The organism is Microcoleus sp. B3-A4, assembly GCF_036705385.1.
Classification (GTDB): domain Bacteria; phylum Cyanobacteriota; class Cyanobacteriia; order Cyanobacteriales; family Microcoleaceae; genus Microcoleus.
The window spans coordinates 1-15,112 of sequence record NZ_JAUBUI010000117.1; the positions used below are offsets into that span (position 1 = coordinate 1).

The 15,112-nt window shown below is 41.0% G+C and carries 13 protein-coding genes and 1 pseudogene; 4 read left to right on the forward strand and 10 right to left on the reverse strand.

Features of this window, described 5'->3' with window-relative positions; genetic code table 11:
- Nucleotides 1-262: 262 nt before the first annotated feature.
- From QUB33_RS26980 to QUB33_RS27020, 9 genes are all read right to left on the reverse strand, one after another.
- Nucleotides 263-1,108 (reverse strand): WecB/TagA/CpsF family glycosyltransferase, encoded by an 846-nt coding sequence (locus QUB33_RS26980; RefSeq protein WP_333356872.1) that lies wholly within the window; start codon nucleotides 1,106-1,108, stop codon nucleotides 263-265.
- Nucleotides 1,109-1,186: 78 nt separating this feature from the next.
- Nucleotides 1,187-2,269 carry an NAD-dependent epimerase/dehydratase family protein gene (locus QUB33_RS26985; protein ID WP_333356875.1) on the reverse strand — a complete coding sequence of 361 codons (1,083 nt, stop codon included), beginning with the start codon at nucleotides 2,267-2,269 and terminating at the stop codon, nucleotides 1,187-1,189.
- A 59-nt stretch (nucleotides 2,270-2,328) separates the two neighbouring features.
- Nucleotides 2,329-3,558 (reverse strand): glycosyltransferase family 4 protein, encoded by a 1,230-nt coding sequence (locus QUB33_RS26990; RefSeq protein WP_333356879.1) that lies wholly within the window; start codon nucleotides 3,556-3,558, stop codon nucleotides 2,329-2,331.
- The gene (locus QUB33_RS26995) at nucleotides 3,558-4,718 is read right to left on the reverse strand and encodes a glycosyltransferase family 4 protein (protein WP_333356886.1); all 1,161 of its coding nucleotides are present in this window, start codon (nucleotides 4,716-4,718) and stop codon (nucleotides 3,558-3,560) included. The genes QUB33_RS26990 and QUB33_RS26995 overlap by 1 nt, the downstream gene beginning before the upstream one ends.
- A gap of 1 nt (nucleotide 4,719) precedes the next feature.
- Nucleotides 4,720-5,628, reverse strand: a complete 909-nt coding sequence (locus QUB33_RS27000) for a glycosyltransferase family 2 protein (RefSeq protein WP_333356889.1) — start codon at nucleotides 5,626-5,628, stop codon at nucleotides 4,720-4,722.
- Between the two features lie 62 nt (nucleotides 5,629-5,690).
- On the reverse strand, nucleotides 5,691-6,944 hold the full coding sequence (locus QUB33_RS27005; protein ID WP_333356892.1) for a glycosyltransferase family 4 protein: 1,254 nt from the start codon (nucleotides 6,942-6,944) through the stop codon (nucleotides 5,691-5,693).
- 34 nt (nucleotides 6,945-6,978) lie between these two features.
- Nucleotides 6,979-7,911, reverse strand: a complete 933-nt coding sequence (locus QUB33_RS27010; protein WP_333356895.1) for a glycosyltransferase family 2 protein — start codon at nucleotides 7,909-7,911, stop codon at nucleotides 6,979-6,981.
- A gap of 19 nt (nucleotides 7,912-7,930) precedes the next feature.
- Nucleotides 7,931-9,148 (reverse strand): hypothetical protein, encoded by a 1,218-nt coding sequence (locus tag QUB33_RS27015; protein WP_333356898.1) that lies wholly within the window; start codon nucleotides 9,146-9,148, stop codon nucleotides 7,931-7,933.
- Complete coding sequence (locus QUB33_RS27020) at nucleotides 9,145-10,482, reverse strand: flippase (protein WP_333356901.1); 1,338 nt, start codon at nucleotides 10,480-10,482, stop codon at nucleotides 9,145-9,147. The genes QUB33_RS27015 and QUB33_RS27020 overlap by 4 nt, the downstream gene beginning before the upstream one ends.
- A gap of 449 nt (nucleotides 10,483-10,931) precedes the next feature.
- Between QUB33_RS27020 and QUB33_RS27025 the strand changes: the two genes are divergently transcribed.
- Together QUB33_RS27025 and QUB33_RS27030 are read left to right on the forward strand one after the other, a co-directional pair.
- On the forward strand, nucleotides 10,932-11,855 hold the full coding sequence (locus QUB33_RS27025) for a glycosyltransferase family 2 protein (RefSeq protein WP_333356904.1): 924 nt from the start codon (nucleotides 10,932-10,934) through the stop codon (nucleotides 11,853-11,855).
- Nucleotides 11,856-11,913: 58 nt separating this feature from the next.
- Nucleotides 11,914-12,876 (forward strand): polysaccharide pyruvyl transferase family protein, encoded by a 963-nt coding sequence (locus QUB33_RS27030; protein ID WP_333356907.1) that lies wholly within the window; start codon nucleotides 11,914-11,916, stop codon nucleotides 12,874-12,876.
- A gap of 26 nt (nucleotides 12,877-12,902) precedes the next feature.
- Here QUB33_RS27030 and QUB33_RS27035 read toward each other — a convergent pair whose 3' ends face one another.
- Nucleotides 12,903-13,739: an IS630 family transposase gene (locus QUB33_RS27035; RefSeq protein WP_333356910.1), complete on the reverse strand. Its 837-nt coding sequence runs from the start codon at nucleotides 13,737-13,739 to the stop codon at nucleotides 12,903-12,905.
- Between QUB33_RS27035 and QUB33_RS27040 the strand changes: the two genes are divergently transcribed.
- Nucleotides 13,738-13,896 (forward strand): hypothetical protein, encoded by a 159-nt coding sequence (locus QUB33_RS27040; RefSeq protein ID WP_333356913.1) that lies wholly within the window; start codon nucleotides 13,738-13,740, stop codon nucleotides 13,894-13,896. The genes QUB33_RS27035 and QUB33_RS27040 overlap by 2 nt on opposite strands.
- A 73-nt stretch (nucleotides 13,897-13,969) precedes the next feature.
- Nucleotides 13,970-14,996: pseudogene (locus tag QUB33_RS27045) on the forward strand (IS701 family transposase).
- The last annotated feature ends 116 nt before the right edge of the window (nucleotides 14,997-15,112 follow it).

Sequence of the window (15,112 nt, forward strand, 5' to 3'; positions counted from 1 at the left end):
CATTCTCTCCTGGCGCGGTGGCTCTAGTTCTTCTTTTGCCACCGTTCTCATCTTTGGTTAGTCTAAACTACAGTTAATCAATCCTGTACATTTAAAAAATTGGTTTACTAAGTGTTGCTACTGTACCTCTTAACATCGGGAACCGGGGTAAGTTTTTTTGAAGATGCGATCGCAGTTGCACCTCAAAACGATTAGTTACGATGTGTTTGCTTTTTTATTTTTTACTTGTGAGCACCCATAATTCACAAGAAACTTTTAAATTTCAACCATATAATACTTCTTCTACAGGCGGCGTGGCATCTGTGGGGTCGAACTGTTTGATTTTCAAAGCTTGCAGCAAAAACAGCCAGATATAAAGCGGATTCAAAAAAACATACCGCTGCCAGAGGCGCTTGGGTTCCTTAATCATCCGAAACAGCCATTCCAAACCTATCTTAGATAAAAACTCAGGAGATTTAGCCAAATTACCCGCATGAAAATCGTAAGCAGCACCTACAGCAATCAGCGGCATTGATAAGTCGTCCCGGTATTCGTAAGCCCAGACTTCTTGTCGCGGACACCCCAAACCGACAAAAGTAATTGCTGCACCGCTGTTGCGGATTTGCTGTGCAATTTCTTGCTTCTCTTGGGGCGAAACTTGCCTAAATTTAGAAGGCTGAGTTCCAGCAATAATTAACTTGGGAAAACGCTGGCAGAGATTGCGAGATAAAGCTTCCAGTACAGAAGCTTGAGAGCCGTACAAATAGATAGGTAATCCTTCTTCGGCGGCACGTTCGCAGATTTGTAACATCGCATTCGGTCCGCAAACTCGATCGGGCAATTCCGTATGGTAGAGCCAATTTAACGCCCACCTGACCGGCTGTCCGTCTGGCAATACTAAGTCAATGTGATTAATCCGATAACGATGAGTGCTGTCCAGAACCCCAGTCATTACCCCGTGAACCGCTAGAGCAGAAACTGACATTGGTTTTCCGGCGCTGGCTGCCGCAATAATTTTGCTAACAGCCGCTTCATAATTAACGGCATTAACTAATATGCCGAGTACATTCTTTTTCCCTTTATCAATCATGGAACACCTCTTTAAGCCAACGCTCACAGTTACACTCATAAATCTCCCCTAAGATTTGTTTAAGATTGTATTCTTCAATCTTTTACAGAAATTCCCAGCCCATTCTTTTTGTCCCTATCAATTCTCCGACTCTTCTTTCAGCCAACGTTCGCGGTTACATTCATAAATCTCCTGTAAGATTTGTTTAACGTTATATTTCATTTTCCAGTTGGGATAGTGACTGGAAAATTTGGAATTGTCGCTAATCCACCAAATGTGATCGCCAATGCGATTTCCTTCAGCATAAGTCCAATTAAATTTGCGTTCTGCAATTGCCTCGCACATCTGGATCGCTTCTAACATCGAACAATTGCTGTACCTGCCTCCTCCTGTATTATAAACTTGGGCGCTTCGGGGAGCTTTATAAAATTCATAAAATGCCGAAATTAAATCTGCGCTATGAATGTTATCGCGAACTTGCTTGCCTTTGTAGCCAAACACGGTGTAAGGAATTCCCGTGACAGCACACTTCATCAAGTAGGCGAGGAAGCCGTGCAATTGAGCGCCCGAGTGATTGGGACCCGTCAAACAGCCGCCGCGAAAACAAGCGGTATTCATATTAAAATATCGACCGTATTCTTGAACTAAAATATCAGCAGCTACCTTAGAAGCACCAAACAAACTGTGCAGGCACTGATCGATTGACATATCTTCCCGAATGCCGCTTTCGTAAGTATGGCCGGGTTCAATTTCCCACCTATGTTCTAATTCAATTAAAGGCAAACTGTTAGGCGTATCGCCGTATACTTTATTGGTAGAAGTAAAAATGAAAACCGCTTTAGGACAGTACAAGCGAGTTACTTCTAGAAGATTGAGAGTGCCGTTAGCATTGACGGTAAAGTCTATTTTCGGAGCACGAGAAGCCCAATCATGGCTGGGCTGGGCTGCGGTGTGAATTACTAATTCTATCGACTCGCCGTACCGCTGAAAGATATTGGTAATCGCTTCATAGTCGCGAATGTCCACATCTAAGTGATAATACTTGGTACCTAAGGACTTTTCAAGCAGTTGGCGGTTCCAGTTTGTAGAACCATCAGCACCAAAAAAGAACTGGCGCATATTATTGTCGATGCCAACTATATCTAAGCCTTGTTTGGCAAAGAACTTACACGCCTCAGAGCCAATTAAACCTGCCGAGCCAGTAATGATTGCAACGCCCACGTTTCACCGCCTGAAAAAATATAGTTTTCTTTGTTTTGCTTGATCGAAACAATCAGAAGTTATCCGAATTTTCGATAGACTATATCTTCGCACAATTGAGCAAAGAATTCGCCTTTAACATCCCAATCATATACTTCCCGGACGTGATTGCGACCTGCTTCACCTAAGCGCGATCGCAACTCGGCATCGCTGGCTAAATTAGTGATCGCCTCCGCTAGACCCTGCACTGCCTGTTCTGGATTGTAACCAGGTACTTTTACCCCCGTTTGCGCCGTCACTTGAGTAGCAGGCCCTCCCAGATCCAAGCAGATGATGGGACGGCCCGCCGCCATCCCCTCCAAGCAAGTCCAGCCACCTGAATCGTGCAAGCTAGGGTGAATAAGTACATGAGACTCCCCTAGCTTACCCAAAGTTTCCTCGCGTGGCAGCCTCCCCCACAACTTAACTTGAGAGGCAATGCCCAATTCTTCCGCTAGAAACTGAAGGCGATCGCGTTCCGGGCCATCCCCCAGCAGCCAATATTCGGCATTCGGCAAGTTAGCTTGGGCAAAAGCCCGCAACGCAAGGTGATAGCCCTTCCAGTGCAGCAGCCGCCCCATACTGATGAACCTGATCGGGGAAAGCCCTGGCATCTGGCACTCTCCCAGCCTCGCCATCTCTTCCTTCGACAGACAGGCCTCGGAAAGGACCTGCACCTTTTTAGCACCCATCGCCCCCACCCGCTTCGCCGTGTCCTCCGTTGTAGCCAAAGCTAAGACGCTTCTCCGAGCCGTCATCCTGGCAAAGGGATCTCTCTCACCCACGCGCTGCCCCCAGTCTCGCGCTGTTTCGTAAAGTTTTGCCTTAAAGCTAAAATCTTCCCAAAAAGGTTTGGGGGCTGCTTCGCCACCGCCCACAGGCCCCCAAATAAAAGGAATAGGCAGCAGCGAGATGAAGCTGGGCGACCAAAATTTAACGTAGGTGACGTGGCGGGCGATGTCGAAATTAATTTGGCGGTGGAGCTGGCGCGCCTCTAAATAAGCCAAAATTTGCCACAGGTAATAGTGCAATTGCAGCCCTCCCTGTCTACCTTTAAAGTTTTCGCTCCAGCCGAAAGGCTCAATGTAGACAAAGTGCAGGTTAGGGTTCGGGTACGTGGCGAGGAAGGCTTCAATAGCGGTACGGTAAAAGGTGCGAGTTAGTACCCAAACTTCTTGATGCTTGGCGGCTTCTACCACCGCATTCCAGCCCACTCCTTCCTCAGATCCTTGTCCGGGTTCGCAGGCAAAGGCAGATAAAAGAATTTTCATCAACTTTTCTCCAATACTAGCGACGTCACATCTGCTATTAATTTTGCAGCCTTTTCTGGTGTATGTTCAGCGATCAATTGCTGGGATTTTTGCCCCATCATCACTAACTTTTCTGGGCAATCAATCAAGTCCCGCATCGCGTTTGCAATACCTTCCGACTGATAGGGATCAAAAATATAACCATTTTCACCTTCAACGATCATTTCGCAAGCCCCAGCCCATTTTGAACACAAAATCGGCTTACCAAATGCCATCGCTTCTAGCACCACCATTCCCCAAGTATCTTCTAACGTAGGAAAAACCAACACATCAGCTTCTAGAAAATAAGATCCCAAGTATCCGTATTCTATCCACCCTGTCCAAACAATTTGTTTTTCTAAACCCCATTCTTTTGTAAGTGCTTCTAGTTCCGGTCGCTGTTCTCCGTCTCCAACGATAATGACTGTGTAATTCGAGTATCCCTGGCTTTGCAAAATTGTGCAAGCTTCTAAGAGATTCTTAATCCCTTTGCGAGAAATTACTTGACCGACGCACAGAAAAATGGGGTGGGGAAATGACAAGGATACAGACTTATTATTTTCTAACTTTTGTACCAAAGCTTTAGCATCAGGAACCATGTAAGGTTTAGCAAAGATATTACTTTCTGCCGCCCCAATCACTTCTACCAAATATTCTTTACCTCGGCGACTATTAGAAACAAAAGTATCAGCAAATTTCCCCATCCAGCGTCGAATAGTCGAGCGCACCTTAGAATCTCGAAAGTCTACATTCGGGGAACTACTTTCATAAACTAAAACCAGTCGCCATTTCCCTAGAGGCTTAAAGATTATAGCTACCAATGTCCAGATCGAAAATCCACTAGCAAAAATGACTTGGGGTTTAAATCTCAATAGAGGAAAAACAATCCTAGGAGTAGCCTTAATATAACCACGACTGTACCCAGTTTCTATCTTTTGGGTGGTGATGAATTCAGTATCTCCCACAACTTGGACTACTTCTGTACCAGGAGCTTCCGGATCGTAGCGAGGCCAGAGGCGACCTGTATAAAAAATCGTGTTCGGAATTAGTTTTTTGAGCTCATGTAAAACCGGCGGCCAATAGGCCCCAAATTCTGCCGAAGGAACGAGCCAAGCGATGCGAAATTCATTTTTTTCAACCATCCTATTCACCTTGAGTTTTGTTTTTAGTCAATCCCAGTTTACTCAACACTGAAAGCCAAACTAACCTGCGATAAGGTAGCAGCCAATAAATTGACCACAACCAGCCACCATGCCGCTGAGTAAATACTTTCCACTCTTGAGGCGGCTGCAGGGTAGTATCTTTGAAGGATAAACCTTTCGGTTTGCTCATTTTATCTAATCCTTCACTTAAATTATCAGCAGCCGTTTTGGTCACCTGGGGGTTGAGAGAACAAGTGCCTAAATAGCCAGGAGCAATCCAAACTGTACATCCTTTCTGTCTGGCTCGTAAACCATAATCCCAATCGCCAATATAATGGACAAAAGCTGGATCGAGGTTGCCGACCATTTGCACAACACTGCGGGGAATTAATACGCAGTTGCCGTGCATAGTATCGCACCTCTGAGGCTCTTTTGTTGGTTCGAGGATACGATATCGAAAGGGATGCAAAGGGTTATTTCGCACCACACCACCGTATGTTGTTTGACCCGTTTCGGGGTCGCAGGTTGAACCGCCAATGATGGCTTTTGTTTCTCCTTTTTCTGATAATTTTTGAGTGGTTTCTAGCAAGACACTTACGGTTTGTGGATAAATAAGAGTGTCATCATTTAACCAGAGGTAGTAGTCGGGATCATTTTTCATTGCTTCGCTGAAAGCCCCACGCATTCCCCCGTTCCAAAATAAGTTCCCATCGCCGGAAAAAATATTGACTTGAGGATAGATTTGACGAACTGCCTCGCTAGTGCCATCGGTACTGGCATCATCGACTAAATAGGCTAAAATATCAACACCGGCTGGAAGTGCCTGTTTAAAAAGGGCCTCTAGGCAAGCCAATGTTTTTTGTTTGCGATTGAAGCAAGTTAAAAGGGTGGCGATTTTAGTACAGTTCATTATTCTCAATTAAGTGGTTTTTAACCATAGCCAGGTAAAATTTACTACGTAGAATCTGATTTTTACTTTGGAGTTGACATAACCTCGTTAAAAATAGACAAATAGCGATTTGCTTGGATGTCTAAGGTAAATTCTTGTTCCACTTTCTGGCGGGCGCGAATACAAAGTTTTTGATGCCGATTGGGATCTTCTAAAACCCAAGCAATTCCTCGCGCTAAGTCTTCTGTTTCATAAGGTTTAGCTAAATAGCCATTTGAGCAGTGTTCGATCATATCGGGCAGTCCCCCAATATTAAATGCGGCGCTGGGGATGCCACAAGCAAGGGCTTCCATGACTGTATTTGGCAAGTTATCTATCACGGAAGGGGCGACAAAAATATCGGCTGCTGCATAAACAGTGGCTAGGGAAATATCATCTGCGAGTCTCCCCAAATAGTGAGTTTTAAAACCAAGTTCAATGGGATTTTCTGGTTCAGAAGAGCCAAAAACCAGCAACTCTATCCTATCTTTCCAGCCTGACTTACTGAGGCTTTGTAAAGCGGGTACTAGCAAGTTAAATCCTTTCCAGCGATCGCCCGTTCCACCTGCACTTCCAAACAGTACAATTTGTTTATCTTGAGGTAAATTTAGAATTTGTCGCGCCCATTGACGATTTATGGGTTTATACTTTTGAGTATTGATGCCATTAGGAATTACTTCAACTCTACAATCTTTGAATAAAGAACTAGAATTAGCGCATTTAGCTAACCAAATACTAGGGCTAACCAGAGTTAGGTTAAGATTTTTCCAAGCTTTAGCTTTCCGCTGCCACACCCAGCGTGACAGATCCGACTCTTTCTTACTGTGAAGTTGCGGACAGCTACCACAAGACTGAGTATAGCGCTCGCAATCTTCACTGTAGTGACATCCACCTGTAAAAGGCCACATATCGTGCAGCGTCCAGACTAAAGGTTGATTAAACCTCGGAATACTCTCTATTTGTAAATAACCGCCACAAACCCAGTGTAAATTAATAATATCAGGCTTGTTTTGGGAAATGTGGATATCTAGAGAATCGGGTAACCATTCTGTAGAAAAAATAACAGGCTTTCTCTCAGGGTAAAGTCGCAATGGCGAATTATATAAAGTTGAAATAATCTTGTCCAACTTATTGGTAATACTATTCTGTGAGGAAATTACACATGGATCGCGACTACCATTATTTTTTACGAGCATTTGCGAAGAAACACCAATCCCTTGCAAACCTTGTTGCAGTCGATAAGCGGCGCGGGCTGCCCCCCCTTCCGTATCAGAACTATTAACAATTACAACTTTCATTTTCCCTGCCTCTCCTCTAGATTTATAGCTGATTTTATCGGAATTGTTTCAAAAGTTTATCTACTTTTTTTTGTACCTTTTTTAACAACGGTGAATAGTAATCAAATAAAGTTTTTTGTGTAAAATTATCTGCTTGCATATCCCTAATTACAAAAGGCGGGTGTTTCATCGGAAATGTTATCGCTTCTATAGGCATATTACTATAAGGGCTCTTGACATCCTCCGTATTAGTTCCCCCTACACCATGTCCGATATTAGAAGCTAACTTAACATTCGTAAGAATATTCATACCATTTTGAATAAATTTAGCAAATGTCCACTGACAAGCCCAACTCTGTAATTTTTTTTCATAACAAATCTGAAAAATATTTTTCCCAGTTTTTACAGCATTGGAGTCTCCCAGTACATCCATCAAAAAATTACCATCCCGAATTTCCGGCCATAACTTCATATCTAAATCATAATGCTGCCAAGCTCGCCTCCAACTCGCCCAGCTCCAGCAGTGATTATAGCGAGAAAGGTAGTAACTATAATCAGTTCTTTTTCGCCCCAACTGAACATTTTGACCAGAGATTGACAGAATCCGCAGATCATCTCGGTAACCCTCCAGCAATTCTTCAGTAAAGCGGAAAAAAGTAGGATGAGGGAGACAGTCATCCTCAAGAATAATTGCCTCTTCACCTTGATAAAACACCCAATTCCTACCGCTAGAAACCTGCAGGCGACAACCGAAATTTACGTCTGCGTAATTCTTCAAAACTTCGCAGTCCCAATCTACTTGGTCAATAATAGCTCTAGCGGCAGCACATTCTTGATCTTCTCCCGGCCAATCTGGACATCTGCCCTCAGCAATTACTAGCAATTTGGGAGGTTTGACCTGACGAATCGCCTCAAATACTCTAGCCGTTGTATCTCGACGTTTGAAAATGATAAAAGCGACGGGTGTTTGGATTTGGTAATTGAACATTTTTTCAACTCTACTTTTCCTAGTAGTCTTCTACATCTGAATTAACAAGATCTGCAGTCATCTGCAATTTAAAATTAAACCACTTCTGAAGCATTACAGCAGCTATGAATGCCAGTGTATCATTGCTAGTCTGATAGGGCAAAAATCTATAGCGAAAACTAGCCATTCTCGGGTCACCTTCTTGGTATAAAATATCTTGGGCAAAATTCCCCCAACGCTCATCTATCAAATCAATTGTCATACCAGCATGAGCCGAAGGTAGCAACATATTAGAGCCGTGAAGACCAATTACTAAGCGACTTTCTGAATAAACACGGCATATTTCCTTTTCAATTTTTTCATTAAAAATATCCACTCTGTAATCTTCAATCCATTCTGGAAACTTAGTTTTTGTTCCCAAACCAGCTACGGCAAATTTTGCTTCTGGTACTTGCAACCTGATTTTCTCAAATAACTGCTTAATTTTTAAATTTTGCAATTGCAATGCCCTTTCTCGTTGATTTAGCTTTTTCAGAAGTCGGAACAGCCCACTGTTAAGTAATAAACGATCTTCCCGCCAAATAAAAGTAATTCTTGTTTCTGGTTCATCAAATTTGTGTTTTGGAACTCTAGTAAACCGCGTGATGTCAAACTGACTAGGATGAGAATGGGCTTCGCTGACATAAATTTCATCAAAGCGTTTAGTTTCTTCCTCAACAAACTCGGCGAAGCTAGGATAGTAAGTTTGACCATTTTTTAAAGAAATAGGTACTGTCCAGACTTCTGCAACTTCATCAGGAACCATCCACCTTAGAAACTTAGGAACTATCACAACTAACCCGCACTCAGAGTTGCATTCTAAGTGCCTTTGTGCATTTAGCAACTTGAGCAGAGAGTGACCATAAAGATGATCTATACAGTTTAAGATAATTGCCCGATTGCAGGGTTTAAAAAATTCCTTGACTATCTCAAGTTTATCTGGTTGAGGATTTTGGAGTGAATTGAGTAATGGTTTGCCTAACCATTCTTTTCTGTAAGCAACCGCCGCAAAAACTTCTTGTTTGATTAAATTAACTTGAAGGTAGTTTTTCACTCCATGACCGACTCTCAAATCGTCGATGATTTCGCTGCCACATCCCGCGCACTTACAGTCCAAAACAATATGCATCCCTTGCCACAAAATATTTTTGGCATTGAGATCTCTCCCGCAATAGGGGCACTTCGAGCGCTGTTCGATTTTAGGTTTAATTTGAATCACTTTACTAATCCTCGGATTCTACAAGCGGCCTTGTATAAGTTAAGGGATCGCCACATGAAATTTCCGAATGGGCGCAATTCCTTAATCAAGAAATTGACTAATATAATCACGTAAAAATAAGTTATAAGAGTAGCTGCTGTTGCTCCAAAAGCTCCATACTGAGGAATCAGCCAAAAGTTCAACGCTACATTAAAAATAGAGCCGACTACAGTCAAGTAAAGACCATAGCGCAACTGACCTTCTATGTTCAAATATGTACTCCGTGCTACTCCAAAGTTACTGCCAAATTGCGCCCAAACATAGAGAGCCAGTACCGCTGCTGACTTCGCATATTTCTCGCCGTAAAGCACATGCACTATCCACGGAGAAAGTAATGATATCGGTATCGCCACTGCCAACCATGAAAATATCATAATATCCGAGTAAATTTGAAATTTATTTAGATATTCTTCATAATTTGTCTTTCTCAAATTCGCTAATTTGGGAAAAATAGAGCTGGATATGATCATCGGCAAGAAATCGCAGATTTCCGAAATTTTAACAGCGGCAGCATAATAGCCCAGTTGAGCATTTTGATTCATCGCACCAAGCATTATCTGATCGGTTTTTGAGTACACATAAACTGCCAATGCCGACAAAATTATCGGCCAACTCTCCGATAGCAGTTCCTTACACCTTTCCCAACTGAAGTGCCAATCCTTAATTTTATTCCCCGTAAGCTTATAAAAATATACATAAGCTATTCCTACCAATGCCACCTCTCCCAATCGAACCCAGGCGAAGGCAAGCAGGGGGGCTTTAATTGTCACTAACCCAATTCTGACAGCAGCCACTAAAAAACATACCGAATTTTTAGCGAACACTGTATATTTTGACTGGATTTGGGACTGGAACCAAAAATTGATAGCCTCAAAAGCATTAAAGATAGTTCCTGCTGCGATGATACCTACCAGCCACCGAGTCAGAGTGTCGTTGGGCTTGAGTAGCGCAATCACGGTGACAGTTAACACCAAAGTGATGCAGCCACCAGTAAATTGAAGTCCGAAGGCAGTTCCCAGGGTTTCATTTTTGCAATCTGGGTCGCGAGCGATATTCCTCACTACCAGAGTACCCAACCCCATCGTTGCCACCGAACTAAACAGCGACACAAAGGCGATCGCGTAGTTGAGCAATCCAAATTGTGTCGGACCAAGATAGCGAGCCACCCAAAGGCCTACAAACAGGCCTAGACCCATCTGCAAGATTTGGTCAGTGAACAGCCAAGCTATGTTGCTGAGTACCTGGCGCAGACCCGGACCAAGCTTTTGACCTATACCAACCAACTTGTCTAACATCGGCAATTTTAAATTATTACCAAATAAAAATACACTTTTTGAACTTTTTGCAATCTAGCCCTAGTAGTAATGATTTATAGTCTATCATAAGACTAGCACTTATGCAGGAGTTAAACCAATCACCCTAACTACAACTTTTACCACTATGTATTCTAAAATTTCAAATACCATACGATTCGTTTAACCTAAATGAGTAATAATACTCATTTAGGTTAGTTTAGCTCATTTGCTAGAACAACTGATGAGATTTGTAGGTGGGGTTTAACCCAACTCCTATCCCTACAAATGCAAAGGTGAAAGCATAATCCCTAGTTTACTGGGTATTATCCACTATCCTAAAGCAGGATTAAAAGGCAGAACTGAACTACTGAGAGCCAAACTTGGTAAATGTTGAGCAAGCAGTCTAGACGTAGCGAAAGCAAAAAGGATGATAAGTTGGAGTTTAATATATGAAAACACCTGTGGCTTTTTTTGGATTTAATCGCCCTCATACAACAGAGAGGGTATTTGCAGCGATTCGGGAAGTTAAACCGCCTAAACTTCTACTCGTGGTTGATGGACCACGCTCTGATAAGCCAGAGGAAGCTGAAAAATGTGCTGAGGTTAGGGCCATAATTGAAAAAGTGGACTGGGATTGTCAAGTTTATACAAATTATGCTGAGGCTAATATGGGCTGTAAGCACAGGGTAGCTAGTGGGTTAGATTGGGTATTTAATACAGTAGAAGAAGCAATTATTGTGGAAGATGATTGCTTGCCAAATCCATCTTTTTTTCAATTTTGTGAAGAAATGCTGGATTTATATAGAAATGAACCCAGGGTAATGATGATTAGTGGGACTAATTATTTGGAGGAATGGAAATCCGAGGGGCAAAGTTATCATTTTTCTTATTATGGAGGTATTTGGGGCTGGGCTTCTTGGCAGAGGGCCTGGCAATTTTATGATATTAATATGCAGGCTTGGATCAATCCTGACGTGAAAGCAAAAATTAAAGCTATACTGGCTGATGAGACCCAGTATAAAATTAGAGCGCGGGATTTGGAAAATACTTTTCAGGGTAAGGTAGATACGTGGGATTTTCAATGGAGTTTTGCTCGCTTGGCTCAAGGAGGCTTGTCGATCGTGCCTTGTGTCAATTTGGTGGCTAATTTAGGTTTTGGGTTAGCGGCTACTCATACTGGAACTATCAATAAGGAAATAGCAGAAATGAAACAATTAGATTTAAGGTTTCCTCTTGAAATTAATGATAATTTGATGGTCGATCGAGAGTACGATCGATTAATGTTTAACAAACTATTTATCAGCCATGAGAGCTCGATTAATAAGGTAATCAAACACTTAAAAAAAATCCCCGCTAAACTCTGGTTAAAATGATTGTTGTAATGATACGAAATGTCACTGTCAACTTACTCTAATTAATGAAAAATAGGCTATGAAAACTATCTCAGTCTTGGATACCTCAATCTGTAGCTCTAATTTAGGAGACCAGATCATTATGGATGCAGTCAATAGCATTTTATATGAGATGTTTCCCGATAGACTATTTATTAAATTTCCTACCCATGATGTCATATCGAGCGATTCTTACCGCTTTATGAGGAAAAGCAGTTTAATTTTGGTCGGTGGGACTAATTTATTATCCTCTAACATGAACTCCTATAATCAATGGAAGGTCAGTTTAATGGACTCTCTATTTATTACAGATATTACGCTCATGGGTGTGGGATGGTGGCAATACCAAAATCAGCCTAATTTATATACCAAAATTTTGTATAAACGGCTATTAAGTAAAAAATATCTGCACTCAGTGAGAGACAGTTACACAGAAAAACAGCTAAAGTTGATTGGGATTAATAATGTAATTAATACTGCTTGTCCTACTATGTGGAAATTAACAGAGGAACATTGTGTCCAAATTCCTCAAGGTAAAGCAGAGTCAGTATTAGTTACTTTTACTGAGTATAATCAAAATCCTAGTTTTGATAAGCAGTTAGTGGAATTACTGAAACAGGAATATAAGTTAATTTATTACTGGACGCAACAGCCCAAAGATTATCAGTATATGAAAGATCTATGTGGCGAGCGAGCGATTTATCTTAATCCTAGCTTATCAGCTTTAGATAGGGCTTTGTCTCAGTATCCGGTTGATTATGTAGGGACACGATTACACGCTGGGATTAGAGCTTTACAATATAAAAGGAGAACTTTAATTCTGTCTGTTGATAATCGCGCTACAGAAATTTCTAAAGATACTAATTTGCCAGTCGTACAAAGAGATGATTTAAACAGTGTGGCTAATTGGATTAATGCTAAAGAAGAAACTTTAGTAAAAATCCCTTTAACAGCCATTAATGAGTGGAAAAAGCAATTTTTAGCTACTGTCAATAATTATTAGTTAACCTGTTATAAGCTGTCAAACATCTAAACTGCATTAACTAAGTTACCTTTATTTTTTACTTTTGGGTTCCATTTCATAATTAGTTCTCCTTCATTTAACCATTTATTTAACAGAACCTCTAGTTTTTCAATGGATTCAAATAATCTATTAGCAACATATTCCTTAGCTGAATGCCATACCAACTCAACTAAGTTGTAATCCGGGCTATACTTGGGCAGAAACTCTATGATTAGATTAGGCATCTCTGCTGCTATTTTATGCAAAATCTCTGCTTTTTTATGAAAACTAGCATTGTCCAAAATAATGACACACTTGCAGCCTTTATCTTGAAAATCTTCCGCTAAATGCCCTTCCAATATCCACTCTGCTCTTAAATCTCCATAAAAATTTCTCAGCACTGCATAAAAATTAGCAGAATTTCCAGATGGAATAAAATCTACCCATCTTTTCTTGTCTGAATACCTCACTCCACCCATGACATTAATACGGCCCTTTCTTCGGTCTCCTCTTTTCTTGCTTCGAGTCCCTTTTTTACACCAATTTTTCCTTCTAATTACTCTCAAACTAAATCCACTCTCATCCCAAAACCATATCTGTAGAAGAGCTGGAGATTCTTTTGCTATTCTTATATACTCAGCTAATTTATCTTTAAATAAGCTCCTCTCTACGGTATCTTGCTTAGACTCTAAGCTATATTTAGCCCAGAGGTAAACATACTTTTTTGATTTTAAAATCCTCCTTACTTGGGTACTACTCAACTCGATTCCTGTCTTCTCTCCTAAATATATTCGTAACCGTTCAGGGGGGATAGAAGAGAAATAGCCCAAAAAGGGGAGAAAATCTGATAAATTAAGTGACATGGAAGAAAAGCGCGTCAACCACTTAGAGCAGATACCGCCAGAAGATTGGGGGAAAACTCCAACCAGTGTCAAAAAACTGGTGGAGGCAATGGCGCAGCAAATAGAACAACAGGAAAAGAAACTAACCGAAGTCCTGACAGTTCAAGAACAGTTATAGGACTTACGCATTGACAGAATAACAAAATAGTGAATTGATAAAGATGGGTCGTTTACTTTCTAGGTATCGGACAATCAGAGAAATTACTAAACCATCGACAGCACAATGCAATCTAGACCTCTACACCTTATTTTTGCTGTCAGAGCCAAAGTTTGGGGGGTGCAGTCGGCTAGCAGAGGTATTAGGAGATGTTTCACATTCAGGGCGTCAACCGTTTTTTATTGAGAGAGAGATACGAACCGAAAGATTTATTCAACATAATAGATAAAATCCTTAACTTAGTAGGAGGGATACTAAGTGTAGACGATACAGTCATAGAAAAGATTTACAGTGATCCCAAAAATGCCGAATTAATCAGTTATTTTTGGTCAGGAAAAGCCCATAAAACTATTATTGGCTTAAATTTAATTACGCTATATTACAGCGATATTAATGGTAATTCAGTCCCAATAAATTACAGAATATATGACAAAAAGGAGGGGAAAACAAAAAACGATTATTTTAGAGAAATGGTGAGAGAAATAATAAACTGGGGAGTCAAGCCAAAAATAGTAACAGGAGATAGTTGGTATTCAGGAGTAGAAAACTTAAAATTTCTAAAAAACCAGAAATTGGGTTTTCTATTTGGGATTGAAAAAAATAGAACCGTCTCAAATGAGCCACAGAAGTATTGTCAAGTAAGCACTCTGGCTATTCCCGAAGAAGGATTAAGAACTCATCTGAAAGAATTTGGATTTATAAAGTTGTAAAGGTGCGACTTTAAAAAAGAAGACTCTAGACACTATATTTTATATCTGCCAGATGAGTCAAAAATCCCAGATATCAGCCGAAGTGAATTTATCACAATTCATGATACCCATTGGGGCATTGAAACTTTTCATCGAGCCATAAAACAAGTATGTGGAATTTGTCGGTTCATGGTTAGAGATACATTAGCAATCAAAACTCACATATTTTGTTCACTGCAAGCGTTTGTGAAATTGGAGTTTATGCGCTCTGAAAAAATAATTAGCAATTGGTATGAAGTACAACGGAATATGTTCACGTTAGTTGTACGCGAGCATATTTTTGCCAACCTTAGCAGTGATATCATTATCTAGAATTCATAGATGATGTTTTTTGTCAATGCGTAAGTCCTAAGTTATTAGAAAAAATTAATCGGACATCAGAAAACTCATCATCACCACCATCTTGCGACCCACCGGGATTTGGAAAA

Coding starts and splice junctions, on each gene's coding strand:
- QUB33_RS26980 (WP_333356872.1), bottom strand. CDS start 1,108: ATGAGTGTAACTGTGAGCGTTGGCTTAAAGAGGTGTTCCATGATTGAT.
- QUB33_RS27030 (WP_333356907.1), top strand. CDS start 11,914: ATGAAAACTATCTCAGTCTTGGATACCTCAATCTGTAGCTCTAATTTA.
- QUB33_RS27000 (WP_333356889.1), bottom strand. CDS start 5,628: ATGAACTGTACTAAAATCGCCACCCTTTTAACTTGCTTCAATCGCAAA.
- QUB33_RS27010 (WP_333356895.1), bottom strand. CDS start 7,911: ATGTTCAATTACCAAATCCAAACACCCGTCGCTTTTATCATTTTCAAA.
- QUB33_RS27040 (WP_333356913.1), top strand. CDS start 13,738: ATGGAAGAAAAGCGCGTCAACCACTTAGAGCAGATACCGCCAGAAGAT.
- QUB33_RS26990 (WP_333356879.1), bottom strand. CDS start 3,558: ATGAAAATTCTTTTATCTGCCTTTGCCTGCGAACCCGGACAAGGATCT.
- QUB33_RS27035 (WP_333356910.1), bottom strand. CDS start 13,739: ATGTCACTTAATTTATCAGATTTTCTCCCCTTTTTGGGCTATTTCTCT.
- QUB33_RS27005 (WP_333356892.1), bottom strand. CDS start 6,944: ATGAAAGTTGTAATTGTTAATAGTTCTGATACGGAAGGGGGGGCAGCC.
- QUB33_RS27025 (WP_333356904.1), top strand. CDS start 10,932: ATGAAAACACCTGTGGCTTTTTTTGGATTTAATCGCCCTCATACAACA.
- QUB33_RS27020 (WP_333356901.1), bottom strand. CDS start 10,482: ATGTTAGACAAGTTGGTTGGTATAGGTCAAAAGCTTGGTCCGGGTCTG.
- QUB33_RS26995 (WP_333356886.1), bottom strand. CDS start 4,718: ATGGTTGAAAAAAATGAATTTCGCATCGCTTGGCTCGTTCCTTCGGCA.